Source organism: Sphingobacterium sp. UBA2610, assembly GCF_002339225.1.
GTDB classification, from domain to species: domain Bacteria; phylum Bacteroidota; class Bacteroidia; order Sphingobacteriales; family Sphingobacteriaceae; genus Sphingobacterium; species Sphingobacterium multivorum.
The window spans coordinates 78562-101559 of sequence record NZ_DDKA01000009.1 but is presented as its reverse complement, the minus strand read 5'-3'; the positions used below and the strand labels follow the sequence as shown (position 1 = coordinate 101559).

General features: G+C 40.3%; 20 protein-coding genes. 10 read left to right on the top strand and 10 right to left on the bottom strand.

Features of this window, described 5'->3' with window-relative positions; translation table 11 throughout:
• Nucleotides 1–27: 27 nt before the first annotated feature.
• Together B4Z47_RS06265 and B4Z47_RS06260 are read left to right on the top strand one after the other, a co-directional pair.
• Complete coding sequence (locus tag B4Z47_RS06265; protein WP_046673330.1) at nt 28–237, top strand: hypothetical protein; 210 nt, start codon at nt 28–30, stop codon at nt 235–237.
• Nucleotides 238–342: 105 nt separating this feature from the next.
• On the top strand, nt 343–2346 hold the full coding sequence (locus tag B4Z47_RS06260; protein WP_046673331.1) for a M13 family metallopeptidase: 2004 nt from the start codon (nt 343–345) through the stop codon (nt 2344–2346).
• Nucleotides 2347–2421: 75 nt separating this feature from the next.
• On the opposite strand, the gene B4Z47_RS06255 is transcribed toward B4Z47_RS06260, so the two are convergent.
• The 6 genes from B4Z47_RS06255 to B4Z47_RS06230 form a co-directional block, all read right to left on the bottom strand.
• Nucleotides 2422–3636 (bottom strand): MFS transporter, encoded by a 1215-nt coding sequence (locus B4Z47_RS06255; RefSeq protein WP_070564026.1) that lies wholly within the window; start codon nt 3634–3636, stop codon nt 2422–2424.
• 121 nt (nt 3637–3757) lie between these two features.
• Nucleotides 3758–4717, bottom strand: a complete 960-nt coding sequence (locus tag B4Z47_RS06250) for a bifunctional metallophosphatase/5'-nucleotidase (RefSeq protein WP_046673333.1) — start codon at nt 4715–4717, stop codon at nt 3758–3760.
• On the bottom strand, nt 4695–5456 hold the full coding sequence (locus B4Z47_RS06245) for a 5'-nucleotidase C-terminal domain-containing protein (protein WP_236560201.1): 762 nt from the start codon (nt 5454–5456) through the stop codon (nt 4695–4697). The genes B4Z47_RS06250 and B4Z47_RS06245 overlap by 23 nt, the downstream gene beginning before the upstream one ends.
• A gap of 145 nt (nt 5457–5601) precedes the next feature.
• Nucleotides 5602–6669 (bottom strand): EamA family transporter, encoded by a 1068-nt coding sequence (locus tag B4Z47_RS06240; RefSeq protein ID WP_070564029.1) that lies wholly within the window; start codon nt 6667–6669, stop codon nt 5602–5604.
• A gap of 18 nt (nt 6670–6687) precedes the next feature.
• A complete protein-coding gene (locus B4Z47_RS06235; RefSeq protein WP_046673335.1) occupies nt 6688–7161 on the bottom strand; it encodes an Lrp/AsnC family transcriptional regulator in 474 nt (157 codons plus the stop codon).
• Nucleotides 7162–7344: 183 nt separating this feature from the next.
• The gene (locus tag B4Z47_RS06230; RefSeq protein WP_046673336.1) at nt 7345–7848 is read right to left on the bottom strand and encodes an FUSC family protein; all 504 of its coding nucleotides are present in this window, start codon (nt 7846–7848) and stop codon (nt 7345–7347) included.
• Between the two features lie 210 nt (nt 7849–8058).
• Here B4Z47_RS06230 and B4Z47_RS06225 point away from each other — a divergent pair, with 210 nt between their 5' ends.
• From B4Z47_RS06225 to B4Z47_RS06190, 8 genes are all read left to right on the top strand, one after another.
• On the top strand, nt 8059–10980 hold the full coding sequence (locus B4Z47_RS06225; protein WP_070564032.1) for an FAD-binding and (Fe-S)-binding domain-containing protein: 2922 nt from the start codon (nt 8059–8061) through the stop codon (nt 10978–10980).
• A 93-nt stretch (nt 10981–11073) separates the two neighbouring features.
• A complete protein-coding gene (locus tag B4Z47_RS06220; protein ID WP_046673338.1) occupies nt 11074–11724 on the top strand; it encodes a hypothetical protein in 651 nt (216 codons plus the stop codon).
• A gap of 158 nt (nt 11725–11882) precedes the next feature.
• On the top strand, nt 11883–13097 hold the full coding sequence (locus B4Z47_RS06215; protein WP_115048724.1) for a DUF763 domain-containing protein: 1215 nt from the start codon (nt 11883–11885) through the stop codon (nt 13095–13097).
• Between the two features lie 189 nt (nt 13098–13286).
• The gene (locus B4Z47_RS06210) at nt 13287–13583 is read left to right on the top strand and encodes a hypothetical protein (protein WP_070564037.1); all 297 of its coding nucleotides are present in this window, start codon (nt 13287–13289) and stop codon (nt 13581–13583) included.
• Between the two features lie 178 nt (nt 13584–13761).
• Complete coding sequence (locus tag B4Z47_RS06205; protein ID WP_046673341.1) at nt 13762–14844, top strand: efflux RND transporter periplasmic adaptor subunit; 1083 nt, start codon at nt 13762–13764, stop codon at nt 14842–14844.
• Nucleotides 14845–14865: 21 nt separating this feature from the next.
• Entirely contained in the window at nt 14866–18030 is a 3165-nt protein-coding gene (locus B4Z47_RS06200; protein ID WP_046673342.1) for an efflux RND transporter permease subunit, read from the top strand.
• A complete protein-coding gene (locus B4Z47_RS06195) occupies nt 18023–19462 on the top strand; it encodes a TolC family protein (protein ID WP_115048722.1) in 1440 nt (479 codons plus the stop codon). The genes B4Z47_RS06200 and B4Z47_RS06195 overlap by 8 nt, the downstream gene beginning before the upstream one ends.
• 125 nt (nt 19463–19587) lie before the next feature.
• Entirely contained in the window at nt 19588–20274 is a 687-nt protein-coding gene (locus B4Z47_RS06190) for a Bax inhibitor-1/YccA family protein (protein WP_046673344.1), read from the top strand.
• A gap of 79 nt (nt 20275–20353) precedes the next feature.
• Here the strand turns inward: B4Z47_RS06190 and B4Z47_RS06185 are convergent, their stop codons facing one another.
• The 4 genes from B4Z47_RS06185 to glsA form a co-directional block, all read right to left on the bottom strand.
• Nucleotides 20354–20866 carry an SRPBCC family protein gene (locus B4Z47_RS06185; RefSeq protein WP_046673443.1) on the bottom strand — a complete coding sequence of 171 codons (513 nt, stop codon included), beginning with the start codon at nt 20864–20866 and terminating at the stop codon, nt 20354–20356.
• A gap of 139 nt (nt 20867–21005) precedes the next feature.
• A complete protein-coding gene (locus B4Z47_RS06180; protein ID WP_115048720.1) occupies nt 21006–21446 on the bottom strand; it encodes a carboxymuconolactone decarboxylase family protein in 441 nt (146 codons plus the stop codon).
• A gap of 124 nt (nt 21447–21570) precedes the next feature.
• On the bottom strand, nt 21571–21936 hold the full coding sequence (locus tag B4Z47_RS06175; RefSeq protein WP_070564049.1) for a glyoxalase: 366 nt from the start codon (nt 21934–21936) through the stop codon (nt 21571–21573).
• A 21-nt stretch (nt 21937–21957) separates the two neighbouring features.
• The gene (glsA, locus tag B4Z47_RS06170; protein ID WP_070564052.1) at nt 21958–22989 is read right to left on the bottom strand and encodes a glutaminase A; all 1032 of its coding nucleotides are present in this window, start codon (nt 22987–22989) and stop codon (nt 21958–21960) included.
• Nucleotides 22990–22998 lie beyond the last annotated feature (9 nt).

Here is a 22998-nt window from a genome sequence, read left to right as displayed (position 1 = left end):
TATTCTATTCATATGAAGTGATTAAATATGAAAAAGACTGCTTTAATAGTTTGTCCTGTTTTTTCAGTTTTTTTATTGAAAGCACAGGTTACCCTGGAAGAGAATCAAAAGCTTAAAGAAGCGAATGGGACGTTATGGTATGCTAATCCGTGGATTTGGATTGCCGGTGTCGCACTGTTTCTACTGATTTTTATCCTTGTACTACGTAAATCAACACGCAATAAAACCAAGACTTAATTATCCCCATTAATTTTAGTTGCGATTAGAATCCCAATTGTTGCATTAACAATAGAAGAACTTTGCTTAAGTTTGTGTATAGCGATAGACAAACTAAATTTTTATATGAAGAAAAATCTACTTTTAGCAGCTTTGTTGACCTGCGGCTCATTGGCGGGCCAAGCGCAAAACAACGCAATCAATGTGAGTTACATGGACAAGAGTGTTCGTCCTCAAGATGACTTTTATAATTTTGTGAATGGACACTGGATGAAAACAGTCAAAATACCCTCTGATAAAGCACGTTGGGGTTCTTTCGACGAATTGCGTGAAAACACCGATATTGCTACGTTGAAGGTCTTGCAAGAATCGCTAACTGGACAATTCCAAAAGGGTACAGACAATCAGAAGATAGGTGATTTGTATAAATCATTTGTGGATATGAAAACACGTAATAAACTTGGTTTAGAACCTGTTAAACCTTATCTTGCTAAAATTGCAGCAATTAAAAATTTTGATGATTTATACAACTATCTTGTTGAGGTAGCACCGATTGGTGGAAATCCTTTTTTTAGTGGCTATGTATATGCGCATCTTAAAAATTCCGATGTTAATACAGTATACCTCGGCGGAGGAAGTCTGGGGCTTGGACGTTCTTATTATCAAGTAAAAGATAAGAAGAACGAAGAAACGTTAACGGATTATTCAAATTATATTTCTGCACTTTATGCTAAATCAGGCCAAATTACGAAGGATTTAAAAGGTCCAAAAATTGTCGCCTTTGAAAAGCAGCTGGCGGCAAACCTTAAAACCGTTGAGCAATCACGCGATGCAAATGGGCGATATAATCCGATCGCTGTAGCCGATCTAAAAAAGATTGTGAAAAACGTCGATATTGCAAAGTACCTAAAGGATGTCGGTTTTAAGGCTGATACTGTTATTGTACCGGAAATAAAGTATTACGAAAATTTGGATCGGGTTTTCAACCCTGAAAATCTACCGGTGATCAAAGAGCTATTGACATTTCATATTTTAAATAATGCAGCGTCATATACTACACAGGAGTTAAATGATCTGTATTTTGATTTCTGGGGTCGTAAGTTAAAAGGACAAAAGGAGCAGCGTGCTCTGGACAAGCGCGGTGTGGAATTTGTCAATTCGATCGCAGGTGAGTTATTAGGGAAATTGTATGTGAAAGAAAACTTCCCTCCAAAGGCCAAAGCTGAAGCGGAAGAGCTTGTAAGCTACCTCGTTAAATCTTTCGGGCAGCATATCAAGGGATTGACTTGGATGTCGGATGAAACGAAAGTAAAGGCATTGGACAAACTGACTAAGTTTAAAGTTAAAATTGGTTACCCGGATAAATGGAAAGATTTTAGCAAACTTGATGTTGGGACATCGTTGTATGAAAATGTATTAGCTTCGAGTAAATGGGCATTTTACCAGAATTTGGCGAAACAAGATAAGCCAGTGGACAAATCTGAATGGGGGATGACTCCACAGACTGTGAACGCTTACTATAGTCCACTGTTTAATGAGATTGTCTTTCCAGCAGCGATTCTTCAGCCGCCATTCTATGATTATAAAGCTGATGCTGCAGTTAATTTCGGCGGTATTGGTGCGGTAATTGGTCACGAACTTTCGCACGGATTTGACGACCAGGGTGCGAAATACGATGGGAATGGAAACCTGAACAATTGGTGGAGCGACAGTGATAAGGCGAAATTTGAAGCAGCAGCTGATGCTTTGGTACGTCAGTTTGAGTCCTACGAACCTGTACCAGGTGTTTTTGTGAACGGTCGCTTTACATTAGGGGAGAATATTGGGGATTTAGGTGGCTCATCAGTGGCTTTTGATGCATTGCAACTCTATCTGAACGATAAGGGAAATCCTGGTTTAATAGATGGTTTTACACAGGACCAGCGCTTTTTCCTTTCCTGGGCAACGATTTGGAGAACGAAAACTACCGATGAGTTTGTGGTCAATCAAGTAAAAACTGATCCACATTCTCCAGCACAGTACCGTGCTTTTGCCCCAATCATTAACCTAGATGCTTTCCATAAGGCTTGGGATACAAAGAACGGCGACAAAATGTTTGTTCCGGTCGATAAACGTATCAAAATTTGGTAGGTTTCAGGCATGTTTAATGAAAAACGGGTGTATCTCACATGAGCATACACCCGTTTTTCATTTCTCAAGTGTAGGTTACTTCATCCATCTCAGAACCAAGTAGAATCCGATCGCCGTAGCAGATAAGGTTAATGCGGTTGCCCACCATAAGGTTGTAAAACCGAAGGAATCGACAATGCTAGTCCCTAAAAGCGGCGAAAATATATTTGCAGCTGAAAATGCCAACGAATTGAACCCCATGTATGCTCCTTGTGTTTTAGGTGTCGAACGGTTAACAGAAACCGTTGCCATAAATGGTAGTGTCAGCATCTCGCCAAGGCCGAAGATAAAGAATGTGAAATATAACCACCCGAGTCCACCTGAAAAATTTAACATGGCATAAGAGCTGGCACATAAAAATGTTCCAAAGACGAGCGTGCTTATAAGCGAGAATCTTTTTTCAGCTATATGGACAATGAACATCTCCAGTAATACGATAACGAATCCACTCCAGCCGAGTAGAAATCCGATTTGGTGATCATTCAAATGGTGAACTTCTCGGTAGAAAATAGGTAACGTTGTGATCAACTGAAAGAAACAGAATGAGAAAATGCAACAAAAGATATTGAATAAGACAAAAGGCAGGTCGGTATAGGGATTTCGTGTCTTTTGAGGTAATTCGTTTTCAGCAGTAATCTCTTTTGTAGATTTAATATCGCTTCTTTTTTCTCGTTTATGAAAAAAGACAAAGAAAATCACTGCAGCGCAAAGGACGGCAAAAGAATTTCCATAAAAGATCCAATTGAATGAGATGGTGGCCAAAAATCCAGCCACCGCCGGGCCGATTGAAAATCCCAGATTTATGGCAAGACGATTCAATGAAAAGGCGCGCGTGATATTTTCGGGTTTAGCGTAACTTGCCACTGACACGGAGTTTGCAGGTCTGAAGGCATCAAAGATTAAGCTTAACGTAAAAATCATGATGGATAAGGACTGTACCTCTTTGAAATGTGGGATCAGTAAGAATAAAGGGGCCGCCAATACCAGACTTCCGAACTGAACCTTGAAGCTGCCAATCCGGTCAGTCAGCCAGCCACCAATATAGGAACCACAAACGGAGCCGAATCCATAACTCATCAATACCACACCGACCTGTTTAATGTCAAAATGTAGAACCTGGGTCATGTAGAGGCCAAGAAAGGGAATCACCATACTTCCCATTCTATTAATGAGCATCACTATGGCAAGTAGCCATGCGGCTTGAGACAGTCCCTTAAAGGAGTCGAGGTAAATCGATAAAATTCTTTTCATTGAATGACGAATCAGCGTGTATAGACCGTATAAGTTTTTACTTCATACGTCTTCTTATAGTATTGGTAAAAAAAATGCCAAATTGATTAGTCAACTTGGCATTTGTTAAAATTAGATTATATTATGCCAACATGGACTCCGGAATTGTCGGATTGACCTGATAGGTACTTGCGACCATTTGTTTCTTGTCAGACCCTGGTTCCATAATAAAGTCAATACGTCCTAGATTAATTCCAGCAAAACCGACTTGATTCACAACGGTCTTTGTTCCTTTTAAATTTGTAACCAGTGTTGGTTCATTTAAGAAGGTGTGCGTATGTCCTCCTATAATGAGATCAATGTCTGAGGTTTTGGCGGCAAGGATCAGATCCGACACCTTGTCGTTTTCATATTGATAGCCCAAATGCGATAAACAGATGACCAAATCACATTTGTGTTTTTCTTTCAATGTGCGGACCACCTTGTTGGAAACTTCAATAGGATCCAAATATTTCATTCCCCTGAAGTTATTGGGGTCAACCAATCCCTCAATATCTACCCCTAGTCCAAACACGCCTATTTTTATTCCACCTTTATGGAATATGGTATAATCTTGGGTTCTGCCCTCCAATACGGTTCCTTTGAAGTCGTAATTTGCCGTTAAGAACGGAAATTTAGCGTGATCCAGGTACTTTACAAGACCGTCAAGACCATTGTCAAATTCATGATTTCCAAATGTCCCGGCATCATAACCTAACTTTGTCATGAGGTCAAGTTCAAGTTTTCCTCCAAAAAGATTAAAATAGGGGGTACCTTGAAACATATCGCCTGCATCGAGTAATAGAAGATGTTCTTCTTCTTTGCGGATTTTATTGATCAGTGTACTTCGGCGCGCAACACCAGCCAATCCCTGATATTTCCCGCCGTCCATTGGAAACGGTTCAATACGGCTATGAACATCGTTGGTATGTAAAATTGTAAGTTTTACCTTTTTGCTCTTCGCGTCGACTTGAAAAGGAAGTGATCCCAAAGCAACTGCAGCAGAAAATCCACCAACTTGCTTGATAAAAGATCTTCGGTTAATTGATTTTAATTCTTCCATCTAATTCTGCATTTACTTTTTTGCCTTCTTTTGTTAATTCGCTCACATATTCAATCAAACCTTCACGCATGCGTTGCGGATAATTAGCCCGGGATACAGGTTGTGTCAACAGGCTGAGGTTGTCACCACCATTGGCAAGATAATCATAGGTCACTAATTTATATAACTTATTGTCTTCAATAGCTTGACCTTTGATCTTTATGTCCTGAGCTTTGTTGCCCGTAATTGTCAACGTCATTCCGGCTATAGGTTGTCCATGTGTTGTAGCAATATAGTCAGCCAGCTGACGAATCTGACTACCTTTGAGCTCGAGTATCGTCAATGTGTTCTCAAAGGGCATAACCTCAAAAATATGTCCTACTGTAATATCGCCTGCTTTAAGATCATTTCGGATACCACCTTTTGTTGCGAACGCCAAATCCGCGGGGTTATGGGCATTGTGTTCACTCATCCACAACAAGGCTTCACAAAAAAAATTGCCCATTAATGTTTCCGCTGTTTTCTCTTTTGTCAATGCCTTGTCCGCATGTCCAATCACACGATTCATCTCCGCTTCCATTTTGTGTTTGAAGGGTTCGTAGATTGACACGACTGCAGGATCAGCTTGCATATCGCTATTGATATGATATTGTTGGAAATCTTTTTGCGTTGGATGGAGTTGTTTTGTACAACCTGTAATCATCAAAAGCGAAGCGACACCAAGGCTACCAATAAAGGCAATTTGCTTCGAAATATTCATTCTTTTTAATTTAACCAAATAGTACGCAAAGTTAGCCAATTATATATGAACAAATCTTATCCAATGTTAGCTAATTTTTAAAAACAACAAAAGCTTAACATTGTTACACGTTAAGCTTTGCCCATATAATTAGAAAAATAACAACCTAATGAACTAATTCCGTCTCAGGAATATGTTTGTTGTCCGTTTGGGGATCCGCTGCTATCAAACGCTCTAAACTATTCTCCTGCTGAAGGATCTTTTTCCTTTTGCTGCGCGAGGACAGCTTGGTACGATATGCTTTCCAGTTCATTAATAGGACCGAGAATAGAATAACCGCTAGTCCAACAATTTGCAATGAGGTCACCACATGCGAAGTAAAAAAATGACTTAATATAAGTGCAATAATTGGGTTCACATAAGCATAGGTACTTACTTCCATTGCTGGACGTACCTGCAATAACCAAATATACGAGCTAAAAGCAAGGATGGAACCAAATGTGATTAAATACCCCAAGTTAAACCAGTCAATAGGTGCTACACTGCTCAGTGTAAATGATGCATATTCACCGGTAAATAGCGCCGTGATATTAAAGAGAACACCTGCGGTAACCATTTGCCAAGCAGTCTTCACCATAACATGCAGGTCCTCTTTTTCTTCTTTTTCGGATTTTTTAAAATACTTGGAAATCAATGAACCTACAGTCCAAGCGATAGAACCCAATACCAAAATAGATAGGGCAATTACCTTAAGCGTACCGTCTGTATGATCATTGGTCGCCATGATCTGTTCAGCGAAAAGCATCACAACACCACAGAAACCTAATGCTACACCAGCAACCGTGCTAATGCTGCTAAAGTTTTCTTTCCACTTGGGTTTATCCAATAAAATAAACCAGATTGCAGCGGCTGCGGCAATAATAGCGGCAACACCACCAGACACATATTGCTCGGCCCAGATAACCCCGGCCATATCGACAAAGAGCAATAAAAAACCTACGATTGCGGCCTCTTGAATAGAACGCTTGTTAAATAATCTATACCCTTTTATAGCACAATATGTCATTAGAATTGCACTGGCTGCAACAAATCGAAACGAACCCAAAATAAATGGGGGGAAACTATGCAACGCTTTTTCTATAAAGAAAAAGGTCGAGCCCCATACCACATAAATAATGAAATAAGCAACTACAACCATTAATGGGCTAGCAGCCTTTTTTTGTCCTTGCAACATGATTAAACCTCCTTTCTATTACTCAGGTATGACAACCTGCTGATCTTCCTTGACAGTCTGAAGTACAATTGTTGTCCGCGTTGAAATAATACCTTCCACTTTACTTAAGGTATTTCGCATGAGATCCACTAAACCTGTAGAATCCGCAGTTCTTACTTTAATAAGGTAACCATCGTCACCTGCAATGTCGTGTACCTCTTGAACTTCAGGGATTTCCGCAAGTGCCAACCCTACACCCTGTTCGCCAATAATATCATTGGCTTTGATAAAAATAAACGATAAAAGTTTCTGATCGACCGCGGCAGGATTGATCTTGGCACTATACTTTAAAATCACATCTTTTTGCTCGAGCTTCTTTACGCGCTCGAGGATCGCCGATGGTGCCATGCCTAATTCTCTTGCGATGTCAGCATTGTTGATCCGTCCATTATCCTGCATTAGGCGCAAGATTTTATAGTCGACCTGGTCTAAATTATATTCTACTTTTGTCATTTCGACTGCAAAGGTAGGCAAAAAAGTATAAAATTCAAAATTGTATATAAAATTCTGAATATAATTCTGAGTGATCGGAAATTTGAGTGAATTTTATTCTTATTTATAAGAAAGAAATCTTGACCATTTGGGCTATGGTACTGAAGGTAAGTATATTGCCTTTTAGACAGGTAGGCGTATAACTCAACAATTGTACCTTTTTCTTAATTTCAGAATAATATTACTCGTTGACAGGATGACGCCCAATCCAATCAGACAACCTAAGCACACACAGCCAAAGCGATCCAAAGCGGCGAAGTAAGAGCGACTTTGCTGTTCGTGAAGGTAGACGATAATGAGTGCCACCATGGATGTCCTTGCCACAGCCATAATATTGAGTAGCTTGCATGTAATCAATGATGCAACAATACCGATAATCATGGCATAGAGTTGCGAAATGGGAACGAAATATAGACTGAGACCAATTGCTGATCCTATAAAGTTGGATTTAGCCCGGTCGATGGCTATTTTTTTCGACTCATTCTCTTGCGGTGAAATGACCAATATAATGGAGATTAGTGTCCAGGAAACCGAATATTGGGGAAAAGATACGAAAAGGGGATAACCTATAAGGAAGCCAATCAATACCCGGATGGTGTATATAATAAAATCAGAATGCAGCGTATAGCGAAGGAATAGATTACGCATATAAGATATGAATCGTTAATTTAAATGATGTAGCGCCACAAAAATACGTGCATTGTCGGAAGGAACGAAATAAAATTGACTTTTATGGTAATTTGTTTGATTTTGCGTTTTTATGCGTTTTTTGTTTTTGATTTGGGTATTTCTTGCAATCTTCTCTTTTTCCGATGGATAAATTTGACTAAATTTGTTTCATACATAAATGCAGATTAAGTGAAAGATCAAAATCAATTAGCCTTATTAGCGTCTCAACTCAAAGGGGAGCTCTATTATACTCATGAAACGAAGGACCAAACGATGTTGCTTGCCTATTCGACAGATGCATCTGTTTATCAAGAAAAACCCTTGGCCGTAGCCATACCCGTCGATCATGATGATATCAAAAAAATAATTGATTTTGCGCGGCACAACGGTGTCACAATCATACCACGTACCGCCGGCACTTCTTTAGCTGGTCAGGTAGTAGGCAATGGCATTATCATGGATATTTCTCGTCATTTTAACCATATACTTGAACTTAATGTCGACGAGCAGTGGGTTCGGGTACAACCTGGTGTGATCCGTGACGACTTGAATAATTATCTTAAACCGTTCGGACTGATGTTTGGCCCTGAAACTTCGACTGCAAGCCGTGCTATGGTAGGTGGAATGATTGGCAATAACTCTTCGGGTCTGCATTCGATTGTTTGGGGCGATACACGACACAATTTGATTTCGGCCAATGTACTTTTGGACGACTGTTCTGAAGTGACCTTTGAAGCAGTTGATGAAGCAGCCTATTTTAAGAAATTATTATTAGCTGGTCGTGAGGGGGATATCTACCGTAATATGAATGCATTATTGACAGACCCCGAGCATTTAAGCGCCATTGAAGCGGGCTATCCAAAACGATCTATCACGCGCAGAAATACCGGTTATGCTTTGGATATCCTTGCCGATCGCTCGACACCTTTCAATATGTGTAATTTGTTGGCAGGGTCCGAAGGAACGCTGGCTATTGTTACAGAAGCGAAACTCAAACTGATGCCCTTACCACCGCAGGAACTAGGCTTACTTTGTGTTCATTTTGCGGATATGGTAGAGTGTATGCACGGTAATGTGGTAGCCTTAGCGCACAAGCCGGAAGCATCCGAATTGGTAGATAAATACATCATGGATTTTACGGTTGGGCATCCAACTTATAAGTATAATCGTTTTTTTATTGAGGGTGATCCCCAGGCTTTATTAATTGTTGAGTTTAGGGGGCAGACAGCCGCTGAAACAGAGGCAAAAGCGATGGCTCTGAAAGCGGACCTTGTAGCCCGCGGGCTTGGTTATGCTTATCCCTACATTACGGGTATTGAACAGACCAATTTGGTTTGGGATGTACGCAAGGCAGGACTGGGGCTAATTCGCAATTTACCCGGGGATAGTCAACCTGTAAATTTGATTGAAGATTGTGCGGTGTCGCCTGAAGATTTACCTGCTTACGTGCGTGATATCCAAAAACTTTTGGTGGAAGAGGGGGTGCATGCATCCTATTATGCGCACGCGGGAGCCGGGGAACTACATATTGAGCCCTTTGTGAATTTGAAAACAGCAGCAGGGAAGCGTACATTTCGTTCAATCCTCGAAAAAACCAGCGACCTTGTATTAAAATATAACGGTTCACTGAGTGGTGAGCACGGTGATGGTCGTCTGCGCGGCGAATTTATCGGCAAAGTGCTTGGTGAAAAAGTCTACAAATTGCTTGAAGATGTAAAATATATCTTTGATCCACAGGGCGTTTTTAATGCAAATAAAATTGTCAACACGCCGCCAATGGATTCTCATTTACGTTATGACAACGATAGCAACCGAACGGAAATAAAGACCTATTTCGATTTTTCTAAAGATGAGTCTATTCTTCGGTTGGCGGAGAAGTGTTCTGGTTCGGGAGATTGCCGAAAGACTGAAATTACCGGTGGAACAATGTGCCCTTCATTCATGGCTACGCGCGATGAAAAAGATACGACACGGGCGCGGGCAAATATGTTGCGTCAATTTTTAACGAATTCCCCAAAGAAAAATCGTTTCGATCATGAGGAGATCAAAGAGGTCATGGATCTCTGTTTAAGCTGCAAAGGCTGTAAGACGGAGTGTCCTTCCAGTGTGGATGTGGCCAAAATGAAAGCCGAATTTTTGCAGCACTATTATGATGAGCATGGTGCGGGATTTAGAACAAAATTAATCGCTAATTTCACCCAGTCTCAGAAACTCGGATCTTGGGTTGCGCCCATTTACAACTTTGTGGTCAAAAATGATTTCTTGTCAGGAGTAGTCAAAAAAACAGTAGGATTTGCGCCAAAGCGTTCCTTACCTACAGTCAATGGAACGACTTTAACCCAATGGGTAAAAAAACAAGCAGTGGCAAGTGATAGTAAGCGTCGGGTTTACCTTTTTTCGGATGAATTTACCGAATATAATGATGCCGAGATCGGCATTACCGCATATAAGTTGCTGACTGCCTTGGGGTATGAAGTAGTCATTCCAAAACATGTGCAAAGCGGGCGGACTTATCTTTCTAAAGGCTTTGTGAAAAAAGCAAAGGAGATTGCGAATCAAAATATCCATTTCTTAAAGGGACTAATTACGGATGATACGCCACTTTTAGGCGTTGAACCCTCCGGGATAATTACATTTCGAGATGAGTATTTAAGTTTAGTCGATGATGATTTACGTGTTGACGCACAAAAAATAGCCAAAAACGCGCTGATGATTGACGAATTTCTGTTGAATGAAATGAAAGCGGGACGTATTCATTCAGAACAGTTTACGTCGGAAACGAAAAAGGTAAAGCTTCATGGCCACTGTTATCAAAAGGCTTTTCATCTCGTTACTGTTACGGAACAGGTCCTATCATTTCCGACGAACTTTAGCGTAGAAACAATTCCTTCGGGTTGTTGTGGTATGGCAGGATCATTTGGTTATGAGGCTGAACATTATGATATCTCGATGAAAGTAGCCGAATTGGTTTTATTACCAACCATACGCCAAACAGAACCTGGTACTTTAATTGCCGCAGCGGGTACTTCTTGCAGACATCAGATTAAAGATGGTGTAGGAAGAAAATCTTATCATCCTGTGGAAATTTTATACGATGCTTTATTGAAATAAAATAAAAACATTGCTAATAGTTGTTTGTTATCAGTAATAATGGTAATATTATAAGAGCAATATTCATTAATAACTGATAACAAACAATTCAATATGTACAAGATTCAATCTATAGCATTTCTTGCGACCGCTACGGTGCTGATGGCTAGTTGCGGAAATTCCAATCAAAAGAAAACTGATGGAAGTGATACAACAACGGTGAACAAAATTGAAGGTGTAAAAATCGAACAATTTACGAATGGTTCACCGGGCGCAGAAAAGAAGAACTTTTTTCTACGTATTACAGATGAAATTAAAACGGATTCAAGCCGTATTTATATCACAAAATCTCTTTACAAACAGGATACTGTAGGAGCGAAGTTTGAGGTTGTAGATTTTATACCCGCAGGTATAATAGATGGCCAACCGAGTGATGAAGTCGGCTTTACCAAAGGTAAGATTAGAATCTCGTCTTCGGGTCAACAGTCTGACAATTTAATTAAAGCATTAGGTGATTTATTTCAAATAGCTACCACTGATTCTTTTACAAAAGATGTAATTCTTCCAAATGTGTTTTCATCCAATAAGGTGAATGCTGATTTGTCCAAAAAAACAGCGTACAGCTTTAAACTATTTTTGGACAATAAAAAAGCTGCTCCAGCGGAGCTCTTCTTTAATGTAGACACCTATAAGCATTCGATCGAGTTTTCGGAGAAAGATCCTTCGTTCCGGGCTGGATTATTGTCAGCGTTGACCGGTAAGTAGTGAAGCTGTGACTTGTGCCGCTACTTCGATGCGCCCTAAGTTATATGCTCAGATGTAGTGTATAGATTGATCATAAAATAAAAACGGCTAGAAGCTATCTAGCCGTTTTTATTTTATCTAAAAAAGAGATAGATTTGTACTAATATATTTAGTTTGAAATGAAACGATCCGGAACCGCAGATCTCCCATTACACTATGGAAAAGTACCAGCGTGGCTTTACGAACGTATGGCTTTCCTAGGTCGCTCCATTGTTGAAGTAATATTAATGGATTATGGTAAAGACGAGGTTTTGAGAAGACTGGCAGATCCCCGCTGGTTTCAAAGCTTTGGTGCTGTTCTCGGCATGGATTGGCATTCTTCAGGGATCACAACGGCTGTTATGGGGGCATTAAAACGCGCTATTAATCCCGATGCGAAATCTTTAGGACTATATATCTGTGGGGGTAAAGGCAAGCTTTCCATGCAGACCCCACAGGAACTACTTCGGCTTTCGAACGACATGGGACTAGATGGCAACGACTTGATTCGCAGCAGTAAGCTTGTTGCTAAAGTGGATAACACCGCTATTCAGGATGGTTACCAATTATATCTCCACAATTTTATCGTGACGGATAATGGCAATTGGTCGGTCGTGCAGCAAGGTATGCATGAAAAGGATGGAACTGCCCGTCGTTACCATTGGCATTCTGAAAAGGTCAAATCGTTCGTTGAAGAACCACATGCGGGTATCAGTGGTCCTTCACAAGGTATTATCCTCAACTTGACAGCTGCAGAAGCGGCGGCCAATAGAACAGGTATTATGACGATCGTAGCGGAGGATTCAACTCAAGTGATGCAAGACTTCGCTAAACTTATTATGCCATCCCATCACGATGTCCGTGTTTCGGACGTTGACTTGAAGAGGCTAGGAGCGATGTTGTACGTGGCACGAGAAAGTCAACCAAGCCATTTTGAAGACTTATTGCTTTTAAAAGGAGTTGGGCCCCGTACGTTACAGTCATTGGCTTTAGTCAGTGAGGTAATCCACGGTGCGCCTTCACGGTTCAATGACCCCGCTCGATTTTCCTTTGCTCATGGCGGGAAAGATGGGCATCCTTTTCCAGTTCCTTTAACCATTTACGATGAAAGTATTCAAATTTTGCAAAAAGGCATTGAAAAATCTAAACTGGGTTACGGTGAAAAATTAAAATCGATTAACAAGTTGCACCAGATTGTCTTGGATAGCGAAAAAGATTTTCAGCCACAATTTGATATTCAACAAATTATAGCAGAAGAACGGCGAGATTCTTGGAAATATGGTGGCAGAACAGTCTTCGGAGATGCACAACCCTTGAGAACAAATGGTCGGGGTTTGCAATTGTCACTTTTCTAGCGGAAATCTACGAATTGTAATTGTTTTGTTAAAATGTGTTAAAGATCGTTAAAATTAGTTGTACGCTAGTATATTTGCTCCGCAATGAAAGCGGTTGTTACGATATTCTTATTCTTATGCTTCTTATTTATCAGAAGCAGTAATAGCCATGCCGTGCTCATTGAATCCGACCGACCAACTGTTAGTTTTATGTATCAGCATAATCATGCTGATGTACAGCAGTATATTGACGCATCAGTTGACCACATCGATCCGCTATTTTACGGTAATATTCACAGTGATAATCCAGTTATCGAGGAATTTGATGCCGAAAATTTTCAACTGACCAAGGATTTGCAGGTGACATCCCAATTTGTTGCGCTGCTACTTTTTGCTATTGTCCTTTTTGTTTTCGTTTTTCGATTTGCAAAGAAGATACCTTTTTGCAATTTCATAGCCTATCTTTTCCCTCAAAGATACGTTCTTCAACAAAACTGGAGAATTTAAAATATACCCTTCGAAATTTCATATGCTTTGGTGGATATCCTAAGGGATGCTCTGCTCAGTCGTAATCGATTTGTACAATCTATGAACAAGTCGGAACGACCATAAACCAAAGTAGAGGTCATTTCACCAACCAAGACAACAAACAATCAAACTTATTTTTTTAATTAGACGCTTACAAATGAAAAGAGTATTTATGCTCGCTAGTTTGGCTATTACCTTATGCCAAATCGGGTGTACTTCCAAAAAGGAAGAAAAGGAAGAAAAAGAGAAATTTACAGCGACCTCTCCGGTGCAAATGGACACAACTATCCGTAAGGACTTTGTTTCCCAGATTAGGTCTTTCCGAAATATTGAGCTTCGGGCTCAGGAAAAGGGCTATCTCGAGCAGATTTTCGTAGATGAAGGACAATTTGTCCATAAAGGGCAATTACTTTTTCGGATTATGCCGAAGATGTATGAGGCCGAATACCGTAAATCTTCGGCAGAAGTTAATGTAGCAGAAATTGAAGTTCAAAATACAAAAACGCTTGCCGATAAAAATGTCGTATCGCCCAATGAACTCGCGATGGCTAAAGCAAAACTTGAGCAAGCCAAAGCTGAGGCTGCGATTGCAAAATTACATCTCTCCTTTACAGAAATCAGGGCACCTTTTGACGGAACCATTGATCGGATTCCATTGAAATTGGGAAGTTTGGTGGATGAAGGTGAATTATTGACAAGTCTGTCCGACAACAGTGAGATGCTGGTTTATTTCAATGTCTCCGAACCTGAATATTTAAGTTATCAAACTAACGTGAGTAAACGTGGAGATACTCATGTCGGCTTGTTGCTTGCCAATAATGAGTTGTTCGCTCAAAATGGTCTTGTGGAGACCATAGAAAGTGAGTTCAACAGTGAGACGGGAAATATTGCTTTTAGAGCGAAATTTCCCAATCCAAACCGTCTATTAAAACATGGCGAGAGCGGCAAGGTGGTGATGAACTTTCCGCTGAAACAGGTTTTAATTATTCCACAGAAAGCGACATACGAAATGCAGGACCGTAAATATGTGTATGTAATCGATAAGGAGGGCAAATTAAAAGCCCGTCATATCACCATTGGTAACTCCCTACCAGATCTGTATGTGGTAACGAGCGGACTTCAAAAAGATGATAAATTTTTGTTGGATGGTATTCAGAAAGCAAAAGAGGATGATAAAATCAGCTACAGCTTTGTGCAACCTAAAGACGCCATCTCAAATTTGAAGTTAAAAACAGAATAGATCCCTTACAGTTAAATTACTATGTTTAGTCGTTTTATAAATAGACCAGTACTTTCGATCGTGATATCACTGATCATTGTGTTTTTGGGTGTGCTTTCTATGGTACAGCTTCCTGTAACACAATTTCCGTCAATATCGCCACCGAAGGTGAACATCACTGCTGAGTATCCTGGAGCCAATGGTGAGTTGATGATTAAATCAGTTATCATTCCGCTGGAACGTGCGATCAATGGGGTTCCTGGAATGAAATACATGGCTTCCGATGCCGGTAATGACGGGGAAGCAAGTATTCAGGTCGTATTCAACCTAGGAACGGATCCGAATCAGGCTTCTTTAAATGTACAGAACCGCGTAGCCTCTGTGGTTAACAAGCTTCCGCCAATTGTGGTCCGTGAAGGGGTGAAGATTACACGTGAAGAATCCAATATGTTAATGTACATCAATCTCTACAGTAAAGACAAGGAGCTTGATGGAAATTTTATGTATAACTATGCGGACATGAATATTGTCTCCGAATTACGTCGGGTAGACGGTGTCGGGGTGGCAAATATTCTTGGAACACGCGAATTAGCGATGCGTATTTGGTTGAAACCTGATCGTATGACAGCCTACAAGATTTCTGCAGAAGAGGTGATGAAAGCCTTATCCGAGCAAAGTTTGGAAGCTTCACCAGGTAAAGCCGGGGAGTCGTCTGGTATGACCTCCCAGTCTTTTGAATATGTATTGAAATACCCGGGGCGTTTTACAACTACGGAAGGTTATGGCAATATCGTTTTACGTGCGGGTGAAAATGGTGAAATGTTACGTTTAAAAGATGTTGCGGAAATCAAATTCGGTTCGGCGATGTACGATATCTACTCTACACTGAATGGAAAACCATCTGCAGCGATTGTCTTAAAACAATCCTATGGAAGTAATGCTTCTCAGGTAATCCAAGACGTTAAAAGCAAAATGAAGGAATTGAAAGCTTCCTTTCCGAAAGGGCTGGATTACGAAATTAGCTATGACGTATCAAAATTCTTGGATGCATCCATGGAAAAAGTAGTCCATACTTTATTGGAAGCATTTGTGCTTGTTGCTATTGTGGTTTTTCTATTCTTAGGAGATTGGCGTTCGACATTGATTCCGACCATTGCAGTACCGGTTTCCTTGGTGGGATCGTTTTTGTTCATGCAGTTTTTTGGCATTACCATCAACTTGATCACATTGTTTGCACTGGTGCTTGCCATAGGTGTGGTTGTGGACGATGCGATTGTGGTTATTGAAGCTGTCCATGCTAAAATGGAAGAGCTTCATATTTCGGCCTATAAGGCGACCAAAAAAGCGATGCACGAAATCAGTGGTGCCATTGTTGCGATCACATTCCTTATGGCGGCGGTTTTTATTCCGGTTGCCTTTATGTCTGGCCCCGTAGGGATATTCTATAGGCAGTTTTCCATTACCATGGCTACTTCCATCATCTTATCGGGTGTTGTGGCATTGACACTCACTCCGGCTTTATGTGCGATTATGCTGAAGAATAACCATGGAAAGGCAAGAAAGAAATCCATTATCGATAAATTCCTGGATTCTTTCAACAGATTGTTTGATAAGATGTCCAACAAATATGTTTACTTGTTGAAGGGCATAGTGGATAAGCGCGTTTTTACATTTTTAGTATTAATTGGTTTTTGTATTGGCGCATATTTTTTGAATAATGCTGTTCCTGCAGGTTTTATCCCCAATGAAGATCAGGGGATGATCTATGCTATTATTCAAACGCCGCCAGGATCGACATTGGAACGGACCAATCTAGCGGCCCAGACATTGCAAAAAGAAGCTGAAGACATTGATGGTGTACAATCGGTATCTTCATTGGCTGGTTATGAAATCCTGACTGAAGGAACCGGGGCAAATACAGGTACTTGTTTGATCAACTTGAAAAGCTGGGAAGAACGTAAAGAATCCTCGCAGGAGATCATAGAGCAACTGGAGGCCGCTGCCAAAAATATCCCAGGAGCGTCTATCGAGTTTTTCCAACCGCCGGCCGTACCGGGCTATGGTGCTGCGGGTGGATTTGAGCTTCGTCTTCTGGACAAAGCAGGTTCTGGCGACTACAAGAAAATGGAAACGGTAAGTAAGGATTTTGTGCGTGAATTGAACAAAAGGCCTGAATTATCGTCTGTATTTACCTTCTATAGTGCAAGTTTTCCGCAGTATATGTTGCATATCGATAATGATCTCGCGCAACAGAAGGGTGTTACCATTGATAATGCACTGAATACGCTTTCGACTTTGGTGGGCAGTAATTACGAAACGAATTTCATTAAGTATGACCGTCAATATAAAGTTATGGTTCAGGCTTTGCCGCAATACAGGGCTTTGCCGGAAGATATCTTAAAACTATATGTGAAGAATGATAAAGACGAAATGGTACCATTTTCAGCATTTATGCATATGGAAAAGGTTTACGGTCTTTCTGAGATCACCCGGCACAATATGTATATGGCATCTGAAATTTCGGGCTCTGCCGCACCAGGTTATAGCAGTGGTGAAGCAATTCAGGTGATTAATGAAGTCGCTGCCAAGACCTTACCACGAGGCTATGGCATTGATTGGGCTGGTATTTCCAAAGATCAGGTAGGTCGTGGAAATCAGGCAATTTATATCTTCTTAATTTGTCTCGGTTTCGTTTACTTGATACTTTCCGCTCAATATGAGAGCTTTATTATGCCCTTTGCGGTGTTGCTTTCTTTACCAATCGGAATCTTTGGGGCATTTCTACTATTGAAGTTATTGGGATTGGAAAACAATATTTACGCGCAGGTTGCTTTGGTCATGCTTATCGGTCTACTTGGTAAAAATGCCGTGTTGATTGTTGAGTTTGCCGCTCAACGGCATTCGCAGGGATTGAGTATCATTGAGGCTGCCTTGGACGGTGCAAAAGTAAGGTTTAGACCTATTTTGATGACATCATTTGCTTTTATCGCCGGGTTGATTCCCTTAGTTATGGCTTCAGGCCCAGGTGCAATTGGAAACCGTACGATCGGTACAGCGGCAGCGGGAGGTATGTTGTTTGGGACGGTTTTTGGTATTGTGGTGATACCGGGCTTATACTTTATCTTCGGGACTATTGCCTCCAAACGCAAGCTTATTAAACACGAAGATGAAAATCCATTAACTGAAGAACTTGATAATAATGACTAATCGCAGAAAAATACAATGGGTCATTGCATTTTCGCTTTCAGCAGCAGTGACGGGATGTAAGGTTCCCAAAGCGACACAAATACAGGAGAATAAATTCGTTCCGAAGCAGTATACAGATGTAGCTCAATCAGATACAACGAATTCAGCGTCGGTTAAGTGGCGTGAATTTTTTACGGATCCAAATTTAGTTGTATTGATCGATACAGCGTTGAAAAACAATCAGGAGCTGAATGTTACTTTGCAGGAGTTGGCGATCGCAAAGAATGATATTCTTTTACGAAAAGGAGCATTGAAACCCACTGTTGGTTTACGTGCCGGAGGTGGTGTTGAAAAAGTTGGACGATACACCAGTCAGGGGGCCGGTGATGCCAGTACAGAAATTGCCCCTGGAAAGGAAATGCCGGATCCACTAGGAGATTTGACCATTGGTGCGTATGCCAGTTGGGAAATCGATGTTTGGAAAAAACTGAAGGACTCCGAACAAGCAGCACTGAACCGTTATCTTGCTACGGTAGAAGGGAAAAATTTTGTCTTAAGTAGCCTTATTGCCGAAGTTGCCCGTTCGTATTATGAATTATTGGCATTGGACAATCAGTTGGCTATTATCAAACAAAATATCGAGCTTCAGGACAATGCGCTTGCGGTAATCCGATTGCAGAAACAGGCTGCTCGTGTAACAGAACTGGCGGTTCAAAAGTTTGAAGCCGAAGTGTTGAAGACCAAAGGTATGGAATTTGAGACGCGGCAACAGATCAAAGAAACTGAAAACCGTATTAATTTTCTATTGGGACGTTTCCCACAAGAGATCAAACGTGACAAAAGCAATTTTGTCGATCTGATCCCGGCGAAAGTTCAGACAGGTATACCGAGCCAACTACTAAGCAATAGACCTGATATTCGTGAGGCCGAGTATGAGCTCGCTGCCGCGAAGTTGGACGTACAGATCGCGCGGAAAGAGTTTTATCCTTCTTTGGAGATTTCGGCTGCTCTGGGTTTACAGGCATTCAAGCCTTCTTATCTATTTAAGATGCCTGAATCAGTTTTGTATAATCTAATAGGGGAGCTTGCAGCACCTTTGATCAACAAAAATGGGCTTAAAGCGGAATTTAATACAGCCAACGCGAAACAAATACAGGCGGTATATAATTACGAGAAGACGATTCTGAATGCTTACTTAGAAGTCTCTACACAACTTTCTAATATTGAAAACCTCGGGCGCAGCTACGATTTCAAAACAAAACAAGTTGAGGTTCTGAATAATTCCGTGTCTGTGTCAAATGATCTCTTTAAATCAGCGAGGGCAGACTATATGGAGGTTTTAATGACACAACGCGATGTACTGGATTCAAAACTTGAATTGATAGAAACAAAGAAGCAGCAGCTCAATGCTGTTGTCAATATCTATAAAGATTTGGGAGGAGGCTGGAAATAAGTTGTTTGTTTGAATGGACCCCGCTAGGCGGGGTTCTTTTTTTATAAGCCTATGCAAACTTCTTTCTTGTGAAAATAGAATAAATGCTTATTTTTAATCCTTATTTAATCTATTGTATTTGTTTTATGGAATCACAAGAGTATATTCTTATCAATGATGACGCTGAAAGGGGCGTTTTTTATAAAAAAACCTATCTTCATGTTGCGCTTTCGATTTTAGCATTTATCGTTTTGGAAACTTTGCTGATCAAATTGATCCCTTATGATTTTATCGTTTGGATGGTTAGCGGAAAATTTATTTGGTTGTTCTTATTGGGATGTTTTTGGTTGGGCTCCACACTTTCATCAAGATGGACACTTTCGCAAAGCCGTCAAACCCAATATTTAGGCCTAGCATTCTATATTGTACTGGAGGCAATCATCTTCCTGCCGATGATTTTTATGGCGGTATTTATGACCGAAGGAATTAGTGTCATTTATCAGGCAAGTATAATGACTTTGGCCTTGTTTACCGGCCTTACTGTCGTTGCATTTGTATCCAATAAAGATTTTTCATTTCTCAGAAATATCCTGGTGATTGGAGGCTTCTTATCTTTGGGGGCAATTGTTGCTGGAGCTATTTTTGGTTTTGAACTTGGATTATGGTTTTCGGTTGCCATGATTGCACTTGCTTCTGGAAGCATACTCTATCAAACTCAAAATCTGAAGTATAGTTACGGCAACGAACAATATGTAGGGGCAGCCTTGCAGCTATTTTCATCAATCATGTTGCTGTTCTGGTACATTCTACGAATTTTAATGCGCAGAAGATAAATTTTGTTCCTTTTAAAAATGAGAAAAAGTGGTTAAAGTAAAGTTTATTTTAACCACTTTTTTTTGCATTGTATAGACGCTATTCTAGTCTATTTTTTAAGTTTTTCAGACCCTGATCGAAGTCTTTATTCATATTCATAAATAAGTTCATAAAGTTCCATGGATAGGGCGATTTTCCTGAAATTCCCCAGGTCACCAAAGTTTGATTAGGCGAGATCTCTTTTAAGATGAAATAACCCTTGGCTGGTTCACCCATACCGAAATCGAGGGCCGTTTCAATTGTTTCGCCCTCGACGATTTTTGTAATGGTCTGTGAACCTTTACCGACTTTCTTACCATCCCAGCTGGATTTATAGCCGACTTGACCATCTACACCCTGTTCAGTTTTTTTCATTTGCGGGTCTGATAGTTGCCATACACCAAAGTTATCTTGGTTCTTAAGCATTTTCACGTAGTTGAACACTTCCTGCTTCGGCTTATTGATTGTTATCTCACTCTGGGCCGAGAAGTCTTTACTGACGAAGATTGCAGTAATTAAGGGAATAGCGATGATGATCGCCAAAACAATGAGGATTTTTTTTAGGATTTTCATAATCATGCATTCATATTGGTTTTCCTAATAAAGATAAAGGATAATCGGGATTTTTATTGGAAAAAACAGGAATATATTTAGCAATGAAAAAAGCCTCTTCCAATATTGAAAGAGGCTTTTTTGTAATCAAAGCGTAGCACTACTTTAATAGTTCTAAATGGGTGCTGATGCCAATTCTATTCCACGCATTTATGGTAATGATCGCCATAATAATCTGTGCAATCTCCTTTTCTTCAAATATTTCTTTTGCTTTTTGAAAAGTGCTTTCTGTCAAACCCTTTTGATGTATCAATGTGATCTCCTCTGTCATCTCCAACAAAATCTGTTCTTCCTTAGTGAATAGATTCGTTTCCCGCCAGGCATTTAATAAAAATATCCGTTGTGGCGTTTCACCATACTTCAGCGCATCCTTCGTGTGCATATCTAAGCAAAAGGCACAGCCATTGATTTGAGAAGCACGTATTTTTATGAGTTCCTTTTGAATTGGATTTAAAAAAATATCATTGAGATAGGTTTCCAATCCCATCATCGCCTTATAGGCTACCGCATCTACTTTTGCAATATTCAATCGTGTGTTCATTGTTTTAAGTTTTGATAAGACAAAGTTGCGATTAGTATACGCTAAAAAAATTAAACTGGTTTAAGAATGGAAATTTTACGTATGAAGACAAGCCTCCATTCAATCGATATACAGCTATAGTAGCCTAGTTTGATACAATCAGGTAATAGTTGTCGGGGTCACGCAGGATAAATTGATCCTTTAGCGAGTTCTCATTGTAATGTATATCTTTCTCTATGAATGCATTTAACAAAGTAGCGTTTTCGAAGATTTGCTGTAAATTGTCTACTCTAAAGAATAAAATAAATCCATTCCCCGCATGTTTTTGATCTTGCATAGTAGGGTGGTCGTGCTCACCCCATTTGTGTAAACAGAGAATGACAGTCCCGTTATCCGTGAGAATTTCAAATGTTTCGCCGCCATGTTGACTGGTACAGCCCAAAAGCTTTTGGTAGAATAGCGAGCTTTTGGAGACGCTCTTTACAGCAATTATGGGTTCTGTTCGTGTCATATGATTTTGAAAGGTTGAAAACTAATTAAAGAGGCCCAGCGATTTCTCTTTTACCAAGTCCAATATCATGCGATATGCTGCAACAGAGTTGCCATGTTGATCCAATGCTGGACTGTAGGCCCCTATACCCATTTTATTCGGTACACTTACTGTGATTCCGCCACCAACGCCCGATTTACTTGGAAGTCCGACAGTTCTGGCATATTCGCCACTAAATTCGTACATCCCTGCAATGAGCATTTGTGATTGAACTAGCTGAGATAGATCTGGGTTATAGTATTGCTTATTTCCATCATAGCGCACGCAATGATGGGCAAAAAAGAAACCTATTTTAGCCAGATCCTCCGCAGTTATCTCAATGGAGCACTGCTTAAAATAATTATTGAGTTTGTCTTCACCTTCACCATCAATGAGTCCATTGTTGCGCATCAGGTAGAACATGCCTCTGTTTCGATTTCCAGTCTCCCGTTCCGAATGGTATACAGATCTACTGTAATCGATTTTTTCATTATTCGTTATAAAGCGAATCATATCCCTTATTTTAACAAAAGGTTCCTCACCTGTTCCTTTAATAAGCGATGTCGTTAAAATGGCGCCGGCGTTCATCATCGGATTGAGCGGTTTACCCGATGTTTCCAAATTCGCAAAATGATTGAAGGGTTTATCTGTTCCATAGTATCCCATTTTATTAAAAACAACTTCCTCGCCATTTTCCAATACAGCAACCATCAAGGAAACAATTTTTGAAATACTCTGAATTGTAAATCTTTGTTGTACATCTCCGATACTAACGATTGTTCCATCACTATTTACCACCGAAAGTGCGATAGATGCTGCATTGGCTTTACTTAATTCCGGGATGTAATCAGCCACTTTACCTTCTTTGAATGATTGCCTATTTTTATCCAATATTTTATCCAATAGCGCTTTATCAATGATCGCGCTCTTAGTACTGCGCTGGTTTTGAATGTTGTTTTGAGCAAACGATACAGTAATTGATCCGGAACATATCAAACCTATAATACAGGCTACCAACCTGACATTTTTTCTCATTTTTTCAGT